The organism is Bradyrhizobium macuxiense, assembly GCF_007993935.1.
Taxonomy (GTDB): Bacteria; Pseudomonadota; Alphaproteobacteria; order Rhizobiales; family Xanthobacteraceae; genus Bradyrhizobium; species Bradyrhizobium macuxiense_A.
Window position 1 is genome coordinate 47,862 of the sequence record NZ_VITY01000024.1, and the last position, 20,998, is coordinate 68,859.

Consider the following 20,998-nt stretch of genomic DNA (forward strand, 5'->3'; position numbering starts at 1 on the left):
AGCAATCCATAGCGCCACAAAGGAGAAATGGATTGCTTCGTCGCTTCGCTCCTCGCAATGACGACAAGACGAGCATTCAATGTCCGTAACCACCCTTCCTTCACGCGGCGCGACGCTTCGCCAGCCCGGCTGGCTCGCGCGCCTGTTCGACTACAAGCCGTTCCTGATCGTGATGTGCCTGGCGCCCGCGATCGGCCTGCTGCTGGTGTTCCTCACCTATCCGCTCGGCCTCGGCATCTGGCTCGCCTTCACCGACACCACGATCGGCCAGCGCGGCATCTATATCGGGCTGGAGAACTTCCAGTATCTGCTCAAGGATCCCCTGTGGTGGAACGCGGTGTTCTACTCGATCTTCTACACCGCGGTCGCAACCTTCGGGAAGTTCGCGCTCGGCTTCTGGCTGGCGCTCTTGCTCAACAACCATTTCCCGTTCAAGAGCCTGATCCGCGCCATCGTGCTGTTGCCGTGGATCGTGCCGACAGTGCTGTCCGCCCTGGCGTTCTGGTGGATCTACGATCCGCAGTTCTCGATCATCTCCTATCTCCTGGTCGACGTGCTGCACCTGCGCGACAGCAATGTCGACTTCCTCGGCTCGCCCTGGCCGGCGCGGTTCTCGTTGATCGCGGCCAACATCTGGCGCGGCATCCCGTTCGTTGCGATCTCGCTGCTGGCCGGGCTGCAGACCATCTCGCCTTCGCTCTATGAGGCGGCGATGCTCGACGGCGCCACCTCCTGGCAGCGCTTCCGCTACATCACCTTCCCGATGATGATGCCGATCCTGGCGATCGTGATGACGTTCTCGATCATCTTCACCTTCACCGATTTCCAGCTGGTCTACGCCATCACCCGCGGCGGCCCGGTCAACTCGACCCATCTGCTTGCGACCTTGGCGTTCCAGCGCGGCATCGCCGGCGGCGAGCTCGGCGAGGGCGCGGCGATCGCGGTCTCGATGATCCCGTTCCTGGTGTTCGCGACATTGTTCAGCTACTTCGGCCTCGCCCGCCGCAAATGGCAGCAGGGAGAAGCCAATGACTGACGTTGCAGCCCAATCCAACGTCGCGAGCGCCACGCCCGACACGATGGCGTGGGACAGCCGCGCCCGGCGCGTGGTGATGATCTATCTGCCGCTCGCCTGCTTCATCCTGATCCTGCTGTTCCCGTTCTACTGGATGGCGATCACCTCGTTCAAACCGAACGCGGAGCTCTTGAACTACAAGGAGCACAATCCGTTCTGGATCACCTCGCCGACGCTCGCGCATGTCAAGCATCTCCTGTTCGACACCTCGTATCCGCGCTGGCTGAAGACCACCATGCTGGTCGCGATCGGCTCGACCTTCCTGTCGCTGTTCGCCTCGACGCTCGCCGCCTACGCGATCGAGCGGCTGCGCTTCCGCGGCAGCCCCTATGTCGGGCTCGGCATCTACCTCGCCTATCTGGTGCCGCCGTCGATCCTGTTCATTCCGCTCGCCACCGTGATCGTGCAGTTCGGCCTGTTCGATTCACCGCTGGCGCTGATCCTGGTCTATCCGACCTTCCTGGTGCCGTTCTGCACCTGGCTCTTGATCGGCTATTTCAAGTCGATCCCCTACGAGCTCGAGGAATGCGCGCTGGTCGACGGCGCGACGCGGCTGCAGATCCTGTGGCGGATCACGCTGCCGCTCGCGGTGCCCGGCCTGATCTCGGCCGGCATCTTCTCCTTCACGCTGTCCTGGAACGAGTTCATCTACGCACTCGCCTTCATCCAGAGCGGCGCCAACAAGACCGTGCCGGTCGCAATCCTGACCGAGCTTGTCACCGGCGACGTCTACCAATGGGGCGCGCTGATGGCCGGCTCGCTGCTCGGCTCGCTGCCGGTCGCGCTGTTCTACTCGCTGTTCGTCGACTACTACGTATCGTCGCTGACCGGCGCGGTGAAGGAGTAGCTGAGCTTGCGGTGAAGGCCTCCGTCACGCGACGGTCTTCGCCCGCTCGGTGATCAGCACAGCAAACCCCTCGAACTTCGGGTGGCCGAGATAGAGGCTGCCGCCGGTCTCGTTGCCGGCGCGCGAATGGGCGCGGCGGAACGCATCCGACCTGGTCCAGTCCTCGAACGCGGTCTTGCTGGCCCACACTGTATGGGTCGCATACAGCGTGTGGTCCTCGGCCTCGGGACCCCTGACCAGTTGAAATTCGATGAAGCCCGGAACCTCGCTGAGATAGGAATCGCGCGTGTTCCAGACCGTCTCGAACGCCTGCTCCTTGCCCCTGATCACCTGAAACCGGTTCATTGCGATGAACATGAAAACCTTCTCCTGTTTGGCGGCGGATGCCCGCCGGCGCCCCTGCCGGTTGATCTCATTGATATCATAAACGAGGGGCCGCGCCGGGGGCAGCAGCTTCGGTGAAGGCGGAGACAGGGTCGGGCGCGACGGATCGAGGCGACCTAACGCCGCAAGCCTTATCCCGCCGCAACACGCCGGATTCACAAAACTGTCAGCCGGCTGTAACGGGCGCCTCGGAGAACACCGCATCGTTTATCGTTTGGGAGATCAACCATGCGCCTGTCCCTGCTCTGTTCCGTCGCCTCGATCCTGCTCGCCACATCGGCGTTCGCGCAGAGCGAGGGCGAATTTCCGGCGACGCTGGCAGGACACGCCGTGATGCCGGCGGAGAGCTTCATCGATGCTCCAGCCGATGCGCCGGCAGACCTCAAGACCTCGGGCAAGTACACCACCGGCAAGCGCGTCGATGCGATCGGCACCGTGATGGGCAAGTCCTATGAGCGGCCGACCGGCGTGTCGCTGCCGTTCAAGGGCCAGCCGCTGCAGGGCCATTCCGGCATCAAGATGATGCCCGACGGCACGTTCTGGGTGATCACCGACAACGGCATGGGCTCGCGCTACAACTCGGCGGACTCGATGTTGTATCTGAACCGCTACAAGATGGACTGGACGGGCGGCAAGATCGAACGCCAGGAGACCGTGTTCCTGCACGATCCCGACAAGAAGGTGCCGTTCCGCATCGTGCATGAGGACACCGCCAAGCGTTACCTCACCGGCGCCGACTTCGACACTGAAGGCTTCCAGATCATCAACGACACGTTCTGGATCGGCGACGAGTTCGGGCCCTATATCCTGAAGGCCGACAAGACCGGCAAGATCCTCGCCGTGTTCGAGACGGTCGCCGACGGCAAACCGGTGCGTTCGCCGGATCACTGGGCGGTGCAGTCACCCGGCGCGCCCGGTGCCTCCTACACCAACGTCAATCTGCGCCGCTCCAAGGGCTATGAGGGCTTCGCCTCCTCCAAGGACGGCAAATTCCTGTACGGCCTGCTCGAAGGGCCGCTGTGGGATGCCGACAAGAAGGATTGGGAGAAGGTCGACGGCAAGGAAGCCTCGCGCATCCTCGAATTCGACGTCGCCACGGAGAAGTTCACCGGACGCTACTGGCAGTATGTGTTCGAGCAGAACGGCAATGCGATCGGCGACTTCAACATGATCGATCCGACCCAGGGCCTCGTGATCGAGCGCGACAATGGCGAGGGCACCGCCGACAAGGCCTGCCCGCAAGGCCAGCGCGGCGAGAACTGCTTCCCTGATCTCGCCAAGTTCAAGCGCGTCTACAAGATCGAACTCTCCGACGCCAATGTCGGCAAGCCGGTGCGCAAGATCGCCTATATCGACCTGATGAAGATCCGCGATCCGAACAAGAAGGCACGCAAGCCGCTCAACGACGGCGTCTACACCTTCCCGTTCTTCACCATCGAGAATGTCGACCGGGTCGACGAGACCCACATCATCGTCGGCAACGACAACAACCTGCCGTTCTCCTCGAGCCGCGACCCGAACAAGGCCGATGACGACGAGTTCGTGCTGCTCGAAGTCGGCGACTTCCTGAAGGCGAAGTAAGGCTGTTGCTCGCGCTACACCCAACAGTGTCGTCGCCCGGCTTGACCGGGCGACCCGGTATTCCAGAGGCCTTCGGGTTCAACGGATAGGCCGCGGCGTACTGGATGCCCCCGCTCAAGGCGGGCATGACAGCGAAATTTGCGGGAGCTGGGTCCGGTCCTCCTCGCACCGGCGAGCGCCCGTTCGTCAGATCAAGCCAATCCAAAGGTTGCTTTACAAATACACTTCTAGCACCGCGCTAGATGATGCTAGCCTCGGCCGATACTTGAATCGGTCGGGGCAAATCATGCGAGAGAAATCCACGCTAACCTATATTGAGGCGCTGATCGCCGCGGGCTTCATTGCATATCTGACCTGGGACCAAAGCTGGGGGCTTCCGCCGGGGCTCGTCGCCTTGCTTCTCGGCGCGATCGTCTACTTTGCTTACCTATGCTTGATGAGGCGACTGGTGAAATTTCATCAAAACACTTATGAGGTCGTGGCGACAATGTTGGCCGTTGCTTGGGGCGTGTTGGCTTATCTGGTAACCAGTGCGCTGCAGGCGGGGTTCGTCAATCAAATCCCCGCCTCCCTGCTCGCGCATCTATGGCCCTGGATCGCGGTGATCGCGGCTTTCATCGGGGCACTGGCCAGCAAGGTGCGCTTCATGGACGATGTTCGCGAGTATGTCGTCGGCCGTCGCGCGCACTGGGACAACCAGCAATGGCTGGAGGAGGACGCGGGTTTCTAGCCGGCGTCCGCCGGCAAGCGTCATTCCTTCTTTGTTCGATAATCCCCGAACGTGGTGTCGCGCTGGTCGAGCTGGGCCTTCACGCTACCGCCGTCGCGGCGGAAGCCGGCCATGTAAGCCCTGCTCGCCTCGGTCGTGAAGGCCAGCGCTTGGATCTCGGTGCCGGCGCGCATCGCGGCGCGGGCGCCCATGATCTCCATCGCGCGATGCACGCTGCGCTTGTTGAGCTGCTGCAGCTCGATCGGCACCTTCGCCGCGCGCTCGGCAAAGTCCAGCGTCTTCGCCTCGAGTTCAACGAGCGGAAACGACCGGGTCGCGTAACCCCATTCGGCGGCCTCGTGTCCGGACATCGCATCGCCGGTCAGCATCAATTCCATGGCGCGGCGCATGCCGACCAGCCAAGGGTGATACTGCATGTCGGGCGGGCTCATCAGCCGCACCGGCGGGTAGCCGATCTGGGCATCGTCGGCGACATAGACCACATCGCAGGCGGTCGCGAGCTCGGTGCCGCCGGCGAGGCAATAGCCGTGCACCTGCGCGATCACGGGCTTGGCGAGATCCCAGATCGAGAACCAGCCCTCGACGACATGGCGCGACCATTGGCCGGGGCCGGATGCCGAATGATAGGGCTGGTCGACGCGGTTGTCGGCGGACAGGTCATAGCCCGCCGAGAAGCACGGCCCCGCGCCACGCAGGATCGAGATCGAAATCTCGGGATCGCGATCGGCCTGCTCCAACACCTCGAAGATCTCGCCGCGCAGGCGGTTGTTGAGCGCGTTGCGCTTCTCGGGGCGGTTCAGCGTGATACGGCGGACGCGCGGACGCGGATCATCGACGATGATGTGCTGGTAGCTCATGGATCCTCCCGATCTCAGGCATTTTTGCCCTTGGCAAAGTGATGCCCGAGATCGAGAGTGAAGTCACCGGCTGCCAGCGCAGGTCAGCCGGCCGGCACCATCACGACGCCCTTGTCCTTCGGCCAGCGCATCCGCCAGGCGAAATTGACGTCACGGACTTCGCCGGCCTTGGCCTCGAACGCCCATTCCAGCACGCCACGCTTGTCGCGCAAATTGGTGGTGGTCGCAGGCGTCGACGACGGCAGCATCTCGACGACGATGTCGTCGTTCTCGCTGACCGGGAGCTGATCCTGGATCGCGACCTTGATCGGGAAGTCGTGGCCGTTGCGAACCGTGGTCTTGAACGCGCGCTCGTCGGTCTTCGACGTCGTCACGATCAGGCCCGCGGAGCCCTCGTTGCGCTTCACCACCGTGCGCTCGATCTTGACCTTGTCGTCGGCACCGAAGCCGAGCCGCACCGTCTCGTCCTTGGCGGCGGTGGCCATCCGGCTGCGGCCGACAAAGATGCCGTCGCGGTAGATCGAGACCTGCCCCGGCAGCAGCGGCGCGTCGTCGGCCTGCACGAAGCTCGCCTCCAGGAACGCGGTCGGATCGAGCACCGGGACGGCGCGAAGCGCTAGATCGGGGGTGATCGTCGCCGTCGCGATGCGCAAGCTCTTGGCGCCTTCATTGGCGGCAACGCTGACGCGGCCGGGGATTTTGAAGGTGGCCTGGAAGGCGCCGACCTCGGCTGTGGCATCCCGCTCCTCGGCCTGCTTGGACAGATGCTGCTCCATCGGCGGCGCAGCCGGTGCGGGCATCAGCGCCGAGGGCTGTTGCACGCTGTCGAACGCTCGGCCCGCAGCCAACGGCCGCGGCGGCAGCGGATATCGCACGACCAGCGGATTGAGATCGGGCGCGTTGCCGCCGCGGGCGACGCGCACGGTGGAGACGACGAGCGCCACGTTCGACCAATCCTCGCCGGTCGACTGGGTGATCTCGGCACGGCGCACCAGTTCGATCGCCGGCTTGCGATCCTTTGCGCCGGTGTCGAGACGGGCGTCGTAAATCGGCATCCAGCGCGCATTGCGCACCGCGTAGGTCACCCGCAATGTCGCGCGGGTCGCGGCGGCGGAGGCGAGCTCGATCCGCACCTCGAGCTTGCTCGGCGGCTTGGCGGCGCGATCGGCGTCAAGCCGCGCGATCTCGCGATCGATGTCGCGCTGCTTGCGCGCGGCGTCGCGGATCGCATTGTCGGCGGTCGCGACCTCGCCCCCGACCGCCGAGAACGCGGCACGCCACTCGCTCACCGGACGCGCCTCGCCCTTCTCGCCGATGCCGACCGGCGAGGCCTCGGCAAAATGCTCGGCGAATTTGCGCCGTGCCTCGGCCGCGGTGATGATCCCCTGCAGATCCTCGCGCTGATCCCTGAGCGCCTCGATCCGCTTGTCGATGTCAGGCAAGTTGGCCGGCGGCACCGGGCGCGGCGGCCGCGCGTCGATGGCCCCGATCGTCAGCCGGTCGCCCGCCTCGCCTTCGACCCGCAGCGAGGTCGGATCGAGGCCCATCGGGAAATCCTTTGCGACGAGCGTGTTGTCGCCGGCGGGCAGATCCAGCGTGATGACGCGGGTGACACTCGCGCCATCGGGATAGACGGTCACGGTGTCGACCTGCGACGCCGCGTCGAGATTGGCCGCATGCAGCGGCCCGGCAACCAGCGCTCCCGCCAGCACCAGGCTGGAGGTCACAAGACAATTCGCAATCTTTCGCATCACACATCCCTCCGGGAAACATCGCATCGCGCGCGAGACGAACCGCGCGCCGGGCTCAAGGCGCGCCGTTTCTGGTGGTGAGACGCAGCGAGGAAGGGACTGGTTCGATTGAGGTTTCGGTGAGGTTTCCTTGCGGCGCGAGCATGGCGCCGCCGCGGCTGCCGGATGGCGCAGCGATGTTTTCGGGCGCTAGCGATCCGATCTGCGCCGGATGAACAGGTAATTCGGCACGAAGCCGGCAATGGTGATCGCGATCATGATCCACCAGCCGCGCTGGAATGCCGCGATCCTGTCAGCCATTGTGGCCGGCGTAGCCAGGATTGCCACAAAGATCGCGACGCCGATCGCCAGCGCCGCCTGCCGGATCATGTTGATGATGCCGGAGCCGGTTGCGAACGACGACGGCGGCAGCGAGCCGGCGCCGACGCCCATGAGGGTCGGAAAGGTCAACCCGACGCCGACACCCGTGAGCATCATGCCGACCACAAAAGCAGGCATGTTGGGGTCTGCACCAAGCAGCGTTGCCCAGATCAAGAGGCCGCCCGCGAACGACATGATGCCGGCGGATACGACGGCGGCCGCACCAAACCGCGCGATCAGGCGACCGGCGAACAACAGAGACGTGAACGGGACAAGCAGCGGACCCGGCGCGATCGCAAGGCCGGTCTTCAGGGCCGACCACCCCCACACGGTCTGCTCCCACAACGCCACCGACAACAGCATCGCGCCGAAAGCCGCGGAGTAAGGCGCCATGACCAGCGTCGCGCCGGTAAACGGCCTGACCGTAAACAGTGCGGGATCGACGAACGGGTTCTTCGAACGAAGACAGTGCCACGCGAAGGCGGCGAGCGAGAGGCCCGCGACGGCAAAGCCGAGCATGACGCCGCGCGAGCTCCATCCCCAGTCATTCGCCTTCACGATTCCGAATGTCAACGCACCGATGCCGGAAGTCACCAGCAGCGCCGCCCACCAGCTCGGACGCGGCACGTCGTGGCCGGGCACCTCGGGCAGTTTGAGCCAGCCGATGATCAGTGCGACGACGCCGATCGGGACATTGACGATGAAGATCCAGCGCCAGTCGAAAGTGACCAGCACGCCGCCTGCCAGCGGCCCGAGCGCGGCCGCAAGTCCGCCGATCGCCGTCCAGGTCCGGACCGCACCTGCCCGCTGGTCGGGCGGAAACGACGCCAGCAGCAGGCCGATCGAGGTCGGGGTCATCAACGCAGCACCGGCGGCCTGCGCGACGCGGGCCACGACCAGCAATTCGACGTTAGGCGCAAGCGCGCAGGCCGCCGACGCCGCCGTGAACAGCGCAACGCCGAGCAGAAAGCTCAGATTGCGGCTGTGGCGCTCCGCCAGACGGCCGAAAAACACTAACAGCGCCGCATAGCCGATTGCATAGCCGTTGAGGATCCAGGACAGATCCTCGAGCGAGGCGCCGCGGAATTCCTGCGCGATGTTCGGCAGCCCGACATTGACGATGAACAGGTCGAGATTTGCGAGGCAGATGCCGACCGATACGATCGCGAGTACCTGACGCGGTGAGGCCGTTGCGACCCGAACCCGCGGCCGCGCGTCAGTTCGGATAGCCAGCCCGATCGTCTCCGCCTCGATCTCCGACATCGCATCCTCCATATATGTGCATATGCATCTATTGCTATTAGGTGCATATGCATGTATATGTCAAGCGTGTTGGAGGCAGTGATGGCGAAGATGGAAACCAGCCGGTGCAATCTCACGGCGTTGCGCAAGGCGACGCGGCGCGTGTCGCAGCTATACGATCAAATCCTTGCGACATCAGGGCTGCGCGGCACGCAACGGGCCATTCTGGTCTATGTCAAACGCTCGGGTGCACCGACGATGGGCGAGCTTGCCGCCGCCCTGGTGCTCGACCGCACCGCGCTGAACCACAACCTCAAGCCGCTGGAGCGCGACGGCCTTTTGACCATCAACGTCGACAAGAATGACCGCCGCAGCCGGCTGGTGCGGCTGACCAAACGCGGCGAAGCGAGGCTCGATGAGTCGCGGGCCGCCTGGCTCGAGGCGCAGGAGCGCTTCGAGACGGCGTTTGGCGCCAGGCAGGCCGCAGATCTGAGGCAGACGCTCGAACTGGTCGCCGCGCTCGAATTCGGTGAGCGCGCGGCGGATCTGCCGGCGCCTTGATCGACTTCAAATGAAAAGCGGCCCGGCGTCACCGCCGGACCGCTCGTTCTCATGCAATCAGTATCGATCGCGCTCAGCTGTAGATCTCGAACAGGCCTGCGCCGCCCTGACCACCGCCGATGCACATGGTCACGACGCCCCACTTGGCCTTGCGGCGGCGGCCTTCCTGCAAGAGGTGGCCGGTGAGCCGGGCGCCGGTCATGCCGAACGGATGACCGATCGCGATCGAGCCGCCGTTGACATTGTACTTCTCGGGATCGATGCCGAGCTGGTCGCGCGAATAGAGGCACTGGCTGGCGAACGCCTCGTTGAGCTCCCAGAGGTCGATGTCGTCGACCTTCAGGCCGTGGCGCTTGAGCAGCTTCGGCACGGCAAACACCGGACCGATGCCCATCTCGTCGGGCTCACAGCCGGCCGAGGCCCAGGCGACAAAGCGGCCGAGCGGGTTGAGGCCGCGCTTCTCGGCGTCCTTGGCTTCCATCAGCACCACGGCGGCGGCGCCGTCGGACAGCTGGCTGGCATTGCCGGCGGTGACGAACTTGCCCGGGCCCTTGACCGGCTCGAGCTTGGCAAGGCCTTCCAGCGTGGTCTCGGGGCGGTTGCACTCGTCGCGATCGACCACGTAGTCGACGATCGACTCGGCCTTGGTCGCCTTGTCGACCACCTTCATCTTGGTCTTCATGGGGACGATTTCGTCCTTGAACTTGTTGGCCTGCTGCGCGGCAGCCATGCGGCGCTGCGACTCCAGCGAATACTCGTCCTGGTATTCACGGCTGAGCTTGTAGCGCTCGGCGACGATGTCGGCGGTGTCGATCATCGCCATGAAGATGTCGGGCGCGGTCTTGAGCAGATCCGGATCGATCGATTCCTTCGGCGAGCCGCCGCCGGGAATCGAGATGCTCTCGACGCCGCCGGCGACGATGCAATCGGAGCCATCCGAACGAATGGAATTGGCAGCCATCGCGATGGTCTGCAGGCCCGACGAGCAGAAGCGGTTCACGGAGACGCCCGCGGTCGACTTCGGCAGGCCGGCGAGCAGCGCGGCCTGGCGGCCGATGTTCGGCGCGCCATGCGCGCAATTGCCGAGATAGCAGTCCTCGACATAATCCTTGTCGACGCCGGCGCGATCGACCGCGTGCTTGATGGCGTGCGCGGCGAGCGACATCGGCGGGGTGATGTTGAATCCGCCACGGCCGGACTTCGCCAGGCCGGTGCGCGCGTAGGAAACGATTACGGCTTCACGCATTGTTTTCTCCCTCTGAGATGACGGTCATTGTGGCGCGTCGTGGCCCGTTCGTACACATTTTTCGTGCGGCGCAACAGCAATACCGGAGGCTCTGGAACGACAAACGCCGCCTCCGGGGCCGGAGACGGCGTCATGTTCCGCAGATCGGAATTTGTCTATGCTTGAACGGTATCTTCCCTCGTCATGCCCGGCACATCCCGGGCGACGAAGAGCCGCTCAAACAGCGTTTGAAACGTCTTCTTAGAACGTCAGCGCCTTAGAACGTGAGCGCTTTGGCCTGTTTCACCTGCGGCAGCGATTGCACCTTGGCGAGCAGCTCCGCCGGCACCGCGCCGTCGACCTCGACCAGCGCAATGGCGTCGCCGCCCTGCTTGACGCGGCCGAGATGGAAAGTCGCGATGTTGATCTTGGCATCACCGAGCAAGCTCGCGAACGCGCCGATGAAGCCCGGCTTGTCTTCGTTGGTCACGTAGATCATAGACTTGCCGAATTCGGCGTCGACGCGGATGCCCTTGATATCGACGAGACGCGGCTTGCCGTCGGCATAGACGGTGCCGGACACCGAACGCTCCTGGCGCTCGGTCGCGACGGTGACCGTGATCAGGCTTTCATAGTCGCTCTGCGCGGCGCGGACGACCTCGTCCACCACCATGCCGCGCTCCTTGGCGACGACAGGCGCCGAGACCACGTTGACCTCGCCCAGCATCGGCCGCAGCAGGCCGGACAGCACCGCGGAGGTGATCGCCTTGATCTTCATCTCGGCGACGTGGCCCTCATAGGTGATCGTGGTCTTGAGGATGCCGCTCTCGGTGAGCTGGCCGGCGAACGAGCCGAGCTTCTCGGCGAGCTCGATGAACGGCTTCAGCTTCGGCGCCTCTTCCGCCGTGATCGACGGGAAGTTGACCGCGTTCGAGATCGCGCCCGACAGCAGATAGTCCGACATCTGCTCGGCGACCTGCAGCGCAACGTTCTCCTGCGCCTCGGTGGTGGAGGCGCCGAGATGCGGGGTGCAGATCACGTTGGGATGACCGAACAGCACGTTCGTCGTGGCCGGCTCCTCGACGAACACGTCGAAGGCGGCGCCCGCGACATGCTTGGAATTCAGCGCATCGACCAGTGCCTGCTCGTCGACCAGCCCGCCGCGGGCGCAGTTGACGATGCGCACGCCCTTCTTCATCTTGGCGATCGCGGCCGCGTCGATCACGTTGCGGGTCTTCTCGGTCAACGGCGTGTGCAGCGTGATGAAATCGGCGCGCTTCAGCAGGTCATCGAGCTCGACCTTCTCGACACCGATGTCCTTGGCGCGTTCGGGCGACAGGAACGGATCGAACGCGATCACCTTCATGCGCAGGCCGAGCGCGCGGTCGGCGACGATCGAGCCGATATTGCCGCAGCCGATCACCCCGAGCGTCTTTGCGGTGATCTCGACGCCCATGAAGCGGTTCTTCTCCCACTTGCCGGCCTGGGTCGAGGCGTCGGCCTGCGGGATCTCGCGCGCCAGCGCCAGCATCAAGGTGATGGCATGCTCGGCGGTCGTGATCGAATTGCCGAACGGCGTGTTCATCACGATGATGCCCTTGGCGGTCGCGGCCGGGATCTCGACATTGTCGACGCCGATGCCGGCGCGGCCGATCACCTTGAGCTTGGTCGCCTTCTCGATGATCTTGGCGGTCGCCTTGGTGGCCGAGCGGATCGCAAGGCCATCATAGTTGCCGATGATCTCGGCGAGCTTGTCCTTGTCCTTGCCGAGGTTGGGCTGGAAGTCGACCTCGACGCCGCGATCCTTGAAGATCTGCACGGCAGCCGGGGACAGCGCGTCGGAAATGAGAACCTTGGGTTTTGTCATCGGAATGATCCGTTGCTGAACGATGCGTTTGAATACACGACGGCCGCGGGCACGAAGCCCGCTCGGCCACTCTGCGCGATAGTTGGCCGGGTCAACTAACGAAGACGCGCTTCGCGCTTTAGCCCGGCCATAACGATGATGAATGACGCGAGGCGGCCCAGGCCGCCTCTTTAAGCAGCCTTGGGCAGCGCCGCCTTGGTCTCGGCGAAGGCCCAGTCGATCCACTGCGTCAGCAGTTCGACGTCCTTTGCCTCGACGGTGGCGCCGCACCAGATCCGCAGGCCTGCCGGCGCATCGCGGTAATACGCGAAGTCGAAGCCGGCGTTCTCCTTCTCCACCAGCGCGACCAGCTTCTTGCAGAAGTCGGCCTGCGCATCTGATGGAAGCGAGGTGATCGCGGGATCGGTGAACTTCAGGCACACCGAGGTGTTGGAACGGATCGCGGGATCCTTGGCCAGGAAGTCGATCCAGGGCGTCCGCGCCTTCCAGTCGGCGAGCGCCTTGGTGTTGGCGTCGGCGCGCGCGATCAGGGCCTTCAGGCCGCCGATCGACTTCGCCCAGCTCAGCGCGTCGAGATAATCCTCGACGCACAGCATCGACGGCGTGTTGATGGTCTCGCCTTCGAAGATGCCCTGGTTGAGCTTGCCGCCCTTGGTGAGGCGGAAGATCTTCGGCAGCGGCCAGGCCGGCTTGTAGGTCTCGAGCCGTTCCACCGCACGCGGCGACAGGATCAGCATGCCGTGCGCCGCCTCACCGCCGAGCGCCTTCTGCCAGGAGAAGGTGACGACATCGAGCTTGGCGAAATCGAGCGGCTGGGCGAAGGCGGCCGAGGTCGCGTCGCAAATCGTGAGGCCTTCACGGGTTGCGCTGATCCAGTCGGCGTTCGGCACGCGCACGCCTGAGGTGGTGCCGTTCCAGGTGAAGACGACGTCGGAGGCAGGATCGACCTTGGAGAGATCGGGGATTTCACCGTAAGCCGCGTTCAGCTTGGTGACGTCCTTCAGCTTCAATTCCTTGACGATGTCGCTGACCCAGCCCTCGCCGAAGGATTCCCAGGCGAGCGTGGTGACGGGTCGCGCACCAAGCAGCGACCACAGCGCCATCTCGACCGCGCCGGTGTCCGACGCCGGCACGATGCCGATCTTGTAGTCCGCAGGCACTTCAAGCACTTCGCGCGTCAGTTCGATCGCGAGCTTGAGCTTGGCCTTGCCGACCTTCGCACGGTGCGAACGGCCGAGGGCGGCATCCTTGAGATTGTTGGGGTTCCAGCCGGGGCGCTTGGCGCAGGGGCCGGAGGAGAAATGCGGCACGTTGGGCCGCGAAGCGGGCTTCGCTGCAGTCATAATCTACCCTTCCAGATAGCTGCCTCTCGGTGGGGAGAGGTTTCCCGCGGTCGGAGATAGTGGAAGGGTACCCAAACGTCAAGGAAGTTCAGACTTTTCCGGAACGATCGGGAGATCACGGCTGATTGATGGGGCGTTCTCGACCTGCTGCATCGTCTCCTGATCGAGCAAATCTGCCGCCAGAGTCATGATCTTAACTGCCTTGCGCCGGCTCGATATTTTCAAAATGCTCTTATCGCCGGCCAGCACGATGTACTCGTTGCCGACCCGCACGATCGAATATTCCGACATTCCAGTCCCCAGTTGCCCGCCGCCCCGTGGGAGACGTCCGACATACCGGACTCGTTCCGCCCCGTAAAATCACGGAGGCAGGCTTAGTTTATTGGCTGTTAACCGGATCGCGGAGCAGCGGCTACCGCAGGCATTGCCTTGTGAGCCGCACAACTTCGTGCGCGCAGCTCAAAAGCGTAGCGTCATGCCGACATGGCTGCGCGCGAATCCCAGCCGTTCATAGAAGCGCTGCGCGTCGACGCGCGTGTGATGCGTCAGCAACTCGACCAGCATGCAGCCTTGCGCACGCGCCTCGGCAACTGCCCATTGCACGAGCTGCTCGCCGATGCCGCGGCTGCGGCAGTGTTTTGCAACGCGGACGTCCTCGAGCAGGCCGCGCGAAGAGCCTTGCGAGCTGATCCCCGGCAGGACCGCAAGCTGCAGACAGCCGACCACGGCGCCCTCCCCGTCAACCGCGACGACGAGCTGCAGGTTCGGATCACGCTCGACCCGTGCGAAGGCGTCGTAATAGCTTTGCGGCAGCGGATTCTCGATCCGCTCGCGTGCGCTGCCGAGCGGATCGTCCGCCAGCATGCCGACGATGGCGGCGACATCCTCGCGCCGCGCGCGGCGGATCGTGATCGATGAGGCTTCAGTCATATCGATGTCCACCAGAAGTCAGCGCACCGCCGGCAGCGCGAGCACATGCTCGGCATCGGCGATCCAGCGGCGGATCATGGGATAGCGCTCGAGTTCGAGGCCGCCGTCCTCCGCCATGCGCGTGTAGGCGAGCAACGACACGTCGGCGAGCGAGAACGCATCGCCGACCAGGAACTGCGTGCCGGCAAGATGCCGCTCCAGGTGATCGAGCGCGACATAGCCGCGCTTGATCAGGTTCGGATCGATCTCGGAGACGGCCTTGCCGAGATACACGGTCTGAAAACGGCATACGGCAACATAGGGCTCATGGCTGTTCTGCTCCCAGAACATCCAGGCATCCATCTGCGCCGCGCGATAGGGATCGGCGGGGATCAGATCGCTGCCGCGCGCGAGGTAGCGGATGATGGCGTTGGATTGCGCGAGCGTGCGGCCGTCATCGAGTTCGACCGTCGGCACCTGGCCCCAGCCGTTCAGCTTGAGGAATTCCGCCGTCCGGCTGCCGCCCTTCATGGTGTCGATCTCGACCCATGTGTATGGCAACGCCAGTTTGTCGCACACCCATTTCACTTTCAGGCAATTGCCTGAATTGGCGTCGCCGAGGATTTTCATGTGAGGTCGCTCCGCTTGCGGAGCAACATCGGATCAGCCGCACATTGCGGTGTCAAGCGACGCAGCGCGCGTCAGAACTTGTAGCCGATGGCAGCACGTACGCTGTTCTGCGTGACCGACGTGTTCTTGACCGGCATGAACTTGACGTATTCCCACTCGCCGCGCACGAAAACACAGTTCCACAGCATGTATTCCAGGCCAAGACCAGCGGTCCATCCGGCAACGTAAGCGTCCGTCTTCGCATCCGTTGCGGTTTGGGAAAACTGCGGGAGTGCAAAGGTGGTCGAACTTCCGTCGGCAAAGTTGATCGTTCTGTTCACGGAGCTCGTGACCGTGCGCGAAACATCCATTCGGCCGACCGCAAGGCCGCCGAAGGCGTAGGGAAGGAAGTCACCGGTTGCCCAACCCGCGCGGCCGCGGAATGTCATCTCATCCTTGAGCTTCAGCGAAGCGCTTCCGTTCAACGTCACGCCGTCGGCGGCACTGGCGCCGGCTGGCAGGACCAGGGTTGGTTGTGCGACTTGAATCGGACCCAGACTTCCGGAGGTCGTTGTCGTAAGTCCGGACCAATAAGTATAGTTTGCTTCGACACCCACCACGACGTCGTCATACTGCCAGTTGCGCCCGACAAACGCTCCGAAGCCCGAGCTTTGCGCATTGACCCGACCCAGCAGATTGAATTGGGATGTCGGCGCCTGCAGCGTGGTGTTGCGGAATATGGAATTGGTCAGGGATGCAACGCTGCCGCCAAAGTCGGTGTTGATCCATGTCTGGCCGACCTGACCGCCGACATACCAGCCGTCCCAGTTTCTGGTTGGTGCGCTGGAAGCGGGCAGACTGCCGCGAAGGAACTCCGGCATGTCGGCCGCCTGCGCGCCGGTCACCGCCCCGAACATCATCGCCGCCAGCAAGAACCTACGCATCGCAACGCTCCATCCCACTCATCGAATGCGCGTCGATCATCGCCTGTTAACCTTAACCAATCGTTGTCGCCGGCGGCTTTCGACTACGCAAGTTGCAAAAGCTCGCGACGCGATCGGCAACGGAAAACGGCGCGGGATGATCCCGCGCCGTTTTCAATCGTTAACCGTGAAGGGGCCAAATTAACCCTTATCAGCCCTTGCGGATCAGCGGGGGCGGCGGCGGCGGAGGCGGCACGTCGCAGCACGGCAGGTTGAAGCGCACGCCGAGCTTCACGTCCTGCGAGGTGATGTCGCGGAACTGGAAGCTCGAAGGACCGGTCGGCGTGCCGTCGAAGAAGTGACCCTGGCCCTGACCGGCGGTGCCCATGTCGAGGTAGCGATACGCCAGTTCGACGGTGAAGTTGTTGGTGACCTTGTAGGCGACACCGGCGTGCAATGCCCAGGCGAAGTTGGTCTTGGTGGCGCCGTCGGCGATGAAGGAGCTGGTCAGGCCCGACCCGCTCGGGAATGTGGCGACATCGGAGAACGCCGAGGTCTTGAGCACTGCGGCACCGACACCGGCACCGATGAACGGCGTCAAGCAACCCCAGGTGCCGAGATCGGCGTAGACGTTGACGAGGCCGACCCAGCTCTGGATGCCGCCGTGATAGGTGTCGCCCAAGGAGCTCGGCCCGGGGAACGTGAAGAAGTCGGTGCCGTTGAAGCTCACCTTCGAGCGATACTCGCCGGTGATGTCGGCGCGGAACCAGCTGTTGAACTGATAGCCGACACCGATGCCGTAGAGCATGCCGCCGTCGAAACCGTGGCCGAATTGATTGAAGGCAGTGCCGGCCGGCAGCGTGTCGTAGCCGTTGACGTGCAGCCTCGCCTTGGTGTTGGTCATGCCGATATCGCCGCGCAGATACCAGCCGCCGAAATCCTGGACCGGCGGAGGCGCATACGCCATCGGGGGCGGCGGCATGATCGGCATGTCGGCAGCGAACGCCGCCGAGGACAGCAGAGATGCCGCTCCGGCGGCAATCAGGGTCTTTACGCTACGCATTGGCTTCGTCCTTTTGGGCCAAGTGAGGCGACACGAAAAGCCCCACGTCTGAAACTCACGGGCGGACGATGGCAGCAAATGTTTAAGCGGCACTTAACCCTAATTTTTAAGGTTGATTTTCTCTCACCGATTTCTGCGGCTGTTGCTTATGAGTCCATAAATGCACGCACGCAGCGGCGAAAGATGGCGATCTCGCCACAGGTGCTAATGAAGCGTTGACGCGGGGCGCGCGTTTGCAGCGCACGCGAGCCGCGTGTGTTAGCGAATGCTTAATGCGGGAACCGCCGCTGCCCGTCTCACTGCCGGGAGTCAGCGAATGGCCTTCGGCATCTTCGGCAGGAACACCGCGAGCAGGCCGATCGCCGGCAGGAATGCACACAGCTGATAGACAAAGGCGATCGAGGTGTGGTCCGCGAGCTTGCCGAGCACCGCGGCGCCGAGCCCGCCGATGCCGAAGGCGACGCCGAAGAACACGCCGGAGATCATGCCGAAGCGATGCGGCATCAATTCCTGCGCGAACACGATGATCGCCGACGTCGCCGACGAGATGATCAGGCCGATCACGACGGTCAGCACGGCGCTTGCAAACAGGCCCGCATAAGGCAGCGCCAGCGTGAACGGCAGCGCGCCGAGGATCGAGAACCAGATCACGTATTTGCGGCCGAAGCGATCACCGAGCGGCCCGCCGATGAACGCGCCCGCGGCGTTCGCGGCAAGGAAGATGAACAGGTACAGCTGCGCCGCCTGTGTCGAGACGCCGAACCTGTCGATCAGATAGAAGATGTAATAGCTCGACAGGCTGGAGACATAGAGCTGCTTGGAGAACAGCAGCGCGACCAGCACGACGAGCGCGATCATCACGCGCCGCTGGTCGGGATGGTCCGGATGCCGCGCGGCGGCGACCGCCTTCTTGCCCGCGATCTGCGGCTTGTACCAGACGCCGATGCGCCAGAGGATCACGATGGCGAGGAACGCGATCGAGGAGAACCAGGCGATCGAAGGCTGGCCGAACGGCACCACGATCAGCGCGGCGAGCACGGGTCCCATCGAGGTGCCGAAGCTCCCGCCGAGCTGGAACACCGATTGCGCGAAACCATAGCGTCCGCCCGACGCCAGCCGCGCGATCCGCGACGATTCCGGGTGGAACACGGCGGAGCCGAGGCCGACCAGCGAAGCCGCGATCAGGATCATCCCGTAAGAATGCGCGACGCTGAGCAACAGCAGCCCGAAGAAGGTGAAGCCCATGCCGATCGCAAGCGAGAACGGCTGCGCCTTCTTGTCGGTGAAATGCCCGACCAGCGGCTGCAGCAGCGAGGCGGTGAACTGGAACGCCAGCGTGATCATTCCGATCTGCGCGAAGTCGAGCGCGTAATTGTCCTTCAGGATCGGATAGACCGAGGCGATCAGCGACTGCATCGTGTCGTTGAGGAAGTGCGAGAAGCTGATGCCGGCGAGCACGACATAGGCCGGCCCCGCGGCGGCCGCCGCCTTCGCGGCAGTCAATTCCGGCACCGGCACCGGTTCGCCCAATGCCTGTTCGGTTATGACGGGCTTGTTCAATGCAGCATTCCCGGACGGATTCGCATGAATACCTCCGTGTCGTACGACGCGGAGGTAGCCGGGACCAGTTGCGCTAGCCGATGGCAGCGATGCGCTGTGGGGCCAGCGATTGACCTTAGGTCCCGTCATCCTGAGGAGTGCGCAGCGCGTCTCGAAGGATGAGCGGCCCGGCTGGTGGCCGTGCATCCTTCGAGACGCGGCCAAGTGGCCGCTCCTCCAGCGACAAAGGCGAAGCCTTTGCGCGGGGATGACGGGAAAGGTTGGCCGGAGAGCTAGGTCCTTAAGCCGCAGCGGCGTGGCCGAGTGCGCTGACGATGTTGTCGACGACCTCTTCCACCAGGATGCGGTCATCGCCCTCGCCCATGACGCGGATCACCGGTTCGGTGCCGGAGGGGCGGATCAACAGGCGGCCATGGCCGTTGAGGCGCTTCTCGCCGTCGGTGATCGCGGACTTGACCTCGGCGGCGTCGAGCGGCTTGCCGCTGCGATAGCGCACGTTCTTCAGGATTTGCGGCAACGGTTCAAAACGCCGGCAGATCTCCGACACCGGGCGGCGCAACTTCTGCACCACGGCCAGCACCTGCAGCGCCGCGACGAAGCCGTCGCCGGTGGTCGAATAGTCCGACATGATGATATGGCCGGACGGCTCGCCGCCGAGATTGTAGCCACCGCTCAGCATCTGCTCGAGCACATAGCGGTCGCCGACCGGCGTGCGCACCATCGAGAGCCCTTGGCCCTGCAGGAACCGCTCCAGCCCGAGATTCGACATCACGGTCGTGACGATGCCGGGCTTGGCGAGGCGCCCCTCTTCCTTCCAGCTCTGCGCGATCACCGCGAGCAGCTGGTCGCCGTCAACGATATGGCCGCGCTCGTCGACCAGGATGACGCGATCGGCATCGCCATCGAGCGCGATGCCGATGTCGGCGCGCATCTCGCGCACCTTTCGCGACAGCGCTTCCGGCGAGGTCGAGCCGCATTCCTTGTTAATGTTGAAGCCGTCGGGTTCGACCCCGATCGGCACCACGTCGGCGCCGAGCTCCCACAGCGCTTCCGGCACCACCTTGTAGGCGGCGCCGTTGGCGCAATCGACCACGACGCGCAGGCCGTCGAGCGAGAGGTCGCGCGGCAAAGTGCGCTTGGCGAATTCGATGTAGCGGTCGTGGACGCCGTCGATGCGGCGGGCGCGGCCCAGGCTCGCGCTCTGCGCCAGGCGGCGGTCGAGCGATTCGTCGAGCAGCTGCTCGATCTGCTTCTCGACATCGTCGGAGAGCTTGAAGCCCTGCGGACCGAACAGCTTGATGCCGTTGTCCTCGAAAAGATTATGCGACGCCGAGATCATGACGCCGAGATCGGCGCGCATCGACTTGGTCAGCATCGCGATCGCCGGCGTCGGCATCGGGCCGACCAGCAGCACGTCCATGCCGACCGAGGTGAAGCCCGCCACCATGGCGTATTCGATCATGTAGCCGGACAGCCGCGTGTCCTTGCCGATCACGACGCGATGGCGATGGTCGCCACGCTGAAATACCAACCCTGCGGCCTGCCCCACCTTGAGCGCGAGCTCCGGCGTGATCAGTCCATTGGCGCGGCCCCGAATTCCATCGGTCCCGAAATATTTGCGGCTCATGTAACCCCCAACACGGACCTCCCGAACCACACGGCGAGAGAGTCCCGAACGCCTACCAGTGTAGCGTGCATCGGCCTTATAGACTGCCAGGCGCTAAGATGACTTCAAAAAATATGATGAATCATTACCACGGCCGAACCGCATTTTTCGGCCTTAAGGCGCTGAAAAATATAACATTCCGGTCGCTCAGACAATCCCCCGGGGAGGCGCGCTATCCCCTACCCTTTGCCGTTGCGCTTGACGTGCTGGTCGCCCTTGGTCGGGGCCGGCTGGGTCACATTGACGGGGTCGGAACCGGGAAACGTCTCCTCCAGGCCCTCTTCAAGGGCCTCGTCGAGCCGGCGCTTTTCGGCGTTGTCGTCGGCCTTCGGCTTGGTGCCTGATTGCATCATCGTGCTCTCCCATCCGTCTTCGATTTGGCGGGCCATCCAACCATGCTAGATGACGGCAAGACCGAACAGCTGCAAGGCTTACCAACAAGGCT

The 20,998-nt window shown here is 63.9% G+C and carries 20 protein-coding genes; 5 read left to right on the forward strand and 15 right to left on the reverse strand.

The window, feature by feature from the left end:
* The first annotated feature begins 79 nt into the window (after window positions 1-79).
* Entirely contained in the window at window positions 80-1,036 is a 957-nt protein-coding gene (locus FBZ93_RS39060; protein ID WP_146993032.1) for a carbohydrate ABC transporter permease, read from the forward strand.
* Between the two features lie 43 nt (window positions 1,037-1,079).
* Window positions 1,080-1,922: a carbohydrate ABC transporter permease gene (locus FBZ93_RS39065; protein WP_371818069.1), complete on the forward strand. Its 843-nt coding sequence runs from the start codon at window positions 1,080-1,082 to the stop codon at window positions 1,920-1,922.
* Between the two features lie 24 nt (window positions 1,923-1,946).
* On the opposite strand, the gene FBZ93_RS39070 is transcribed toward FBZ93_RS39065, so the two are convergent.
* Window positions 1,947-2,279: an antibiotic biosynthesis monooxygenase family protein gene (locus FBZ93_RS39070; RefSeq protein ID WP_146993033.1), complete on the reverse strand. Its 333-nt coding sequence runs from the start codon at window positions 2,277-2,279 to the stop codon at window positions 1,947-1,949.
* 255 nt (window positions 2,280-2,534) lie between these two features.
* Here FBZ93_RS39070 and FBZ93_RS39075 point away from each other — a divergent pair, with 255 nt between their 5' ends.
* Window positions 2,535-3,887, forward strand: coding sequence for an esterase-like activity of phytase family protein (locus FBZ93_RS39075; RefSeq protein ID WP_146993034.1), 1,353 nt, complete (start codon window positions 2,535-2,537; stop codon window positions 3,885-3,887).
* A 286-nt stretch (window positions 3,888-4,173) separates the two neighbouring features.
* Window positions 4,174-4,617: a hypothetical protein gene (locus FBZ93_RS39085; protein WP_146993036.1), complete on the forward strand. Its 444-nt coding sequence runs from the start codon at window positions 4,174-4,176 to the stop codon at window positions 4,615-4,617.
* 20 nt (window positions 4,618-4,637) lie between these two features.
* Here FBZ93_RS39085 and FBZ93_RS39090 read toward each other — a convergent pair whose 3' ends face one another.
* The 3 genes from FBZ93_RS39090 to FBZ93_RS39100 all read right to left on the reverse strand — a co-directional run bounded on the left by FBZ93_RS39090 (window position 4,638) and on the right by FBZ93_RS39100 (window position 8,848).
* Window positions 4,638-5,474, reverse strand: coding sequence for an enoyl-CoA hydratase-related protein (locus tag FBZ93_RS39090; protein ID WP_146993037.1), 837 nt, complete (start codon window positions 5,472-5,474; stop codon window positions 4,638-4,640).
* A gap of 83 nt (window positions 5,475-5,557) precedes the next feature.
* Entirely contained in the window at window positions 5,558-7,225 is a 1,668-nt protein-coding gene (locus FBZ93_RS39095) for a mucoidy inhibitor MuiA family protein (protein ID WP_146993038.1), read from the reverse strand.
* Window positions 7,226-7,414: 189 nt separating this feature from the next.
* Window positions 7,415-8,848 (reverse strand): MFS transporter, encoded by a 1,434-nt coding sequence (locus FBZ93_RS39100; protein ID WP_146993039.1) that lies wholly within the window; start codon window positions 8,846-8,848, stop codon window positions 7,415-7,417.
* 81 nt (window positions 8,849-8,929) lie between these two features.
* On the opposite strand from FBZ93_RS39100, the gene FBZ93_RS39105 reads away from it, so the two are divergent.
* A complete protein-coding gene (locus tag FBZ93_RS39105; RefSeq protein WP_246667839.1) occupies window positions 8,930-9,388 on the forward strand; it encodes a MarR family winged helix-turn-helix transcriptional regulator in 459 nt (152 codons plus the stop codon).
* A gap of 73 nt (window positions 9,389-9,461) precedes the next feature.
* Here FBZ93_RS39105 and FBZ93_RS39110 read toward each other — a convergent pair whose 3' ends face one another.
* The 11 genes from FBZ93_RS39110 to FBZ93_RS41000 all read right to left on the reverse strand — a co-directional run bounded on the left by FBZ93_RS39110 (window position 9,462) and on the right by FBZ93_RS41000 (window position 20,906).
* Window positions 9,462-10,634, reverse strand: coding sequence for a thiolase family protein (locus FBZ93_RS39110; RefSeq protein WP_146993040.1), 1,173 nt, complete (start codon window positions 10,632-10,634; stop codon window positions 9,462-9,464).
* A 256-nt stretch (window positions 10,635-10,890) separates the two neighbouring features.
* On the reverse strand, window positions 10,891-12,480 hold the full coding sequence (gene serA / locus FBZ93_RS39115; RefSeq protein WP_146993041.1) for a phosphoglycerate dehydrogenase: 1,590 nt from the start codon (window positions 12,478-12,480) through the stop codon (window positions 10,891-10,893).
* Window positions 12,481-12,650: 170 nt separating this feature from the next.
* The gene (locus tag FBZ93_RS39120) at window positions 12,651-13,823 is read right to left on the reverse strand and encodes a phosphoserine transaminase (RefSeq protein ID WP_146993042.1); all 1,173 of its coding nucleotides are present in this window, start codon (window positions 13,821-13,823) and stop codon (window positions 12,651-12,653) included.
* A gap of 78 nt (window positions 13,824-13,901) precedes the next feature.
* Complete coding sequence (locus FBZ93_RS39125) at window positions 13,902-14,114, reverse strand: hypothetical protein (RefSeq protein ID WP_074128527.1); 213 nt, start codon at window positions 14,112-14,114, stop codon at window positions 13,902-13,904.
* Window positions 14,115-14,282: 168 nt separating this feature from the next.
* Complete coding sequence (locus FBZ93_RS41615; RefSeq protein ID WP_246667840.1) at window positions 14,283-14,753, reverse strand: GNAT family N-acetyltransferase; 471 nt, start codon at window positions 14,751-14,753, stop codon at window positions 14,283-14,285.
* An 18-nt stretch (window positions 14,754-14,771) separates the two neighbouring features.
* Window positions 14,772-15,362, reverse strand: coding sequence for a glutathione S-transferase family protein (locus tag FBZ93_RS41620; protein ID WP_246667841.1), 591 nt, complete (start codon window positions 15,360-15,362; stop codon window positions 14,772-14,774).
* Between the two features lie 71 nt (window positions 15,363-15,433).
* A complete protein-coding gene (locus FBZ93_RS39135) occupies window positions 15,434-16,285 on the reverse strand; it encodes an outer membrane protein (RefSeq protein WP_146993043.1) in 852 nt (283 codons plus the stop codon).
* Window positions 16,286-16,475: 190 nt separating this feature from the next.
* The gene (locus FBZ93_RS39140) at window positions 16,476-17,327 is read right to left on the reverse strand and encodes an outer membrane protein (protein WP_167529437.1); all 852 of its coding nucleotides are present in this window, start codon (window positions 17,325-17,327) and stop codon (window positions 16,476-16,478) included.
* A gap of 309 nt (window positions 17,328-17,636) precedes the next feature.
* The gene (locus FBZ93_RS39145; RefSeq protein ID WP_167529438.1) at window positions 17,637-18,887 is read right to left on the reverse strand and encodes an MFS transporter; all 1,251 of its coding nucleotides are present in this window, start codon (window positions 18,885-18,887) and stop codon (window positions 17,637-17,639) included.
* Between the two features lie 280 nt (window positions 18,888-19,167).
* A complete protein-coding gene (gene glmM / locus FBZ93_RS39150) occupies window positions 19,168-20,514 on the reverse strand; it encodes a phosphoglucosamine mutase (protein WP_146993044.1) in 1,347 nt (448 codons plus the stop codon).
* A gap of 218 nt (window positions 20,515-20,732) precedes the next feature.
* On the reverse strand, window positions 20,733-20,906 hold the full coding sequence (locus FBZ93_RS41000) for a hypothetical protein (protein WP_167529439.1): 174 nt from the start codon (window positions 20,904-20,906) through the stop codon (window positions 20,733-20,735).
* Window positions 20,907-20,998: the final 92 nt, after the last annotated feature.

What these genes read in the sequence shown, in the direction of transcription:
- FBZ93_RS39060 (WP_146993032.1), top strand. Translation starts at nt 80, where the DNA reads ATGTCCGTAACCACCCTTCCTTCACGCGGCGCGACGCTTCGCCAGCCC.
- FBZ93_RS39065 (WP_371818069.1), top strand. Translation starts at nt 1,080, where the DNA reads ATGGCGTGGGACAGCCGCGCCCGGCGCGTGGTGATGATCTATCTGCCG.
- FBZ93_RS39070 (WP_146993033.1), bottom strand. Translation starts at nt 2,279, where the DNA reads ATGTTCATCGCAATGAACCGGTTTCAGGTGATCAGGGGCAAGGAGCAG.
- FBZ93_RS39075 (WP_146993034.1), top strand. Translation starts at nt 2,535, where the DNA reads ATGCGCCTGTCCCTGCTCTGTTCCGTCGCCTCGATCCTGCTCGCCACA.
- FBZ93_RS39085 (WP_146993036.1), top strand. Translation starts at nt 4,174, where the DNA reads ATGCGAGAGAAATCCACGCTAACCTATATTGAGGCGCTGATCGCCGCG.
- FBZ93_RS39090 (WP_146993037.1), bottom strand. Translation starts at nt 5,474, where the DNA reads ATGAGCTACCAGCACATCATCGTCGATGATCCGCGTCCGCGCGTCCGC.
- FBZ93_RS39095 (WP_146993038.1), bottom strand. Translation starts at nt 7,225, where the DNA reads ATGCGAAAGATTGCGAATTGTCTTGTGACCTCCAGCCTGGTGCTGGCG.
- FBZ93_RS39100 (WP_146993039.1), bottom strand. Translation starts at nt 8,848, where the DNA reads ATGTCGGAGATCGAGGCGGAGACGATCGGGCTGGCTATCCGAACTGAC.
- FBZ93_RS39105 (WP_246667839.1), top strand. Translation starts at nt 8,930, where the DNA reads ATGGCGAAGATGGAAACCAGCCGGTGCAATCTCACGGCGTTGCGCAAG.
- FBZ93_RS39110 (WP_146993040.1), bottom strand. Translation starts at nt 10,634, where the DNA reads ATGCGTGAAGCCGTAATCGTTTCCTACGCGCGCACCGGCCTGGCGAAG.
- serA (WP_146993041.1), bottom strand. Translation starts at nt 12,480, where the DNA reads ATGACAAAACCCAAGGTTCTCATTTCCGACGCGCTGTCCCCGGCTGCC.
- FBZ93_RS39120 (WP_146993042.1), bottom strand. Translation starts at nt 13,823, where the DNA reads ATGACTGCAGCGAAGCCCGCTTCGCGGCCCAACGTGCCGCATTTCTCC.
- FBZ93_RS39125 (WP_074128527.1), bottom strand. Translation starts at nt 14,114, where the DNA reads ATGTCGGAATATTCGATCGTGCGGGTCGGCAACGAGTACATCGTGCTG.
- FBZ93_RS41615 (WP_246667840.1), bottom strand. Translation starts at nt 14,753, where the DNA reads ATGACTGAAGCCTCATCGATCACGATCCGCCGCGCGCGGCGCGAGGAT.
- FBZ93_RS41620 (WP_246667841.1), bottom strand. Translation starts at nt 15,362, where the DNA reads ATGAAAATCCTCGGCGACGCCAATTCAGGCAATTGCCTGAAAGTGAAA.
- FBZ93_RS39135 (WP_146993043.1), bottom strand. Translation starts at nt 16,285, where the DNA reads ATGCGTAGGTTCTTGCTGGCGGCGATGATGTTCGGGGCGGTGACCGGC.
- FBZ93_RS39140 (WP_167529437.1), bottom strand. Translation starts at nt 17,327, where the DNA reads ATGCGTAGCGTAAAGACCCTGATTGCCGCCGGAGCGGCATCTCTGCTG.
- glmM (WP_146993044.1), bottom strand. Translation starts at nt 20,514, where the DNA reads ATGAGCCGCAAATATTTCGGGACCGATGGAATTCGGGGCCGCGCCAAT.
- FBZ93_RS41000 (WP_167529439.1), bottom strand. Translation starts at nt 20,906, where the DNA reads ATGATGCAATCAGGCACCAAGCCGAAGGCCGACGACAACGCCGAAAAG.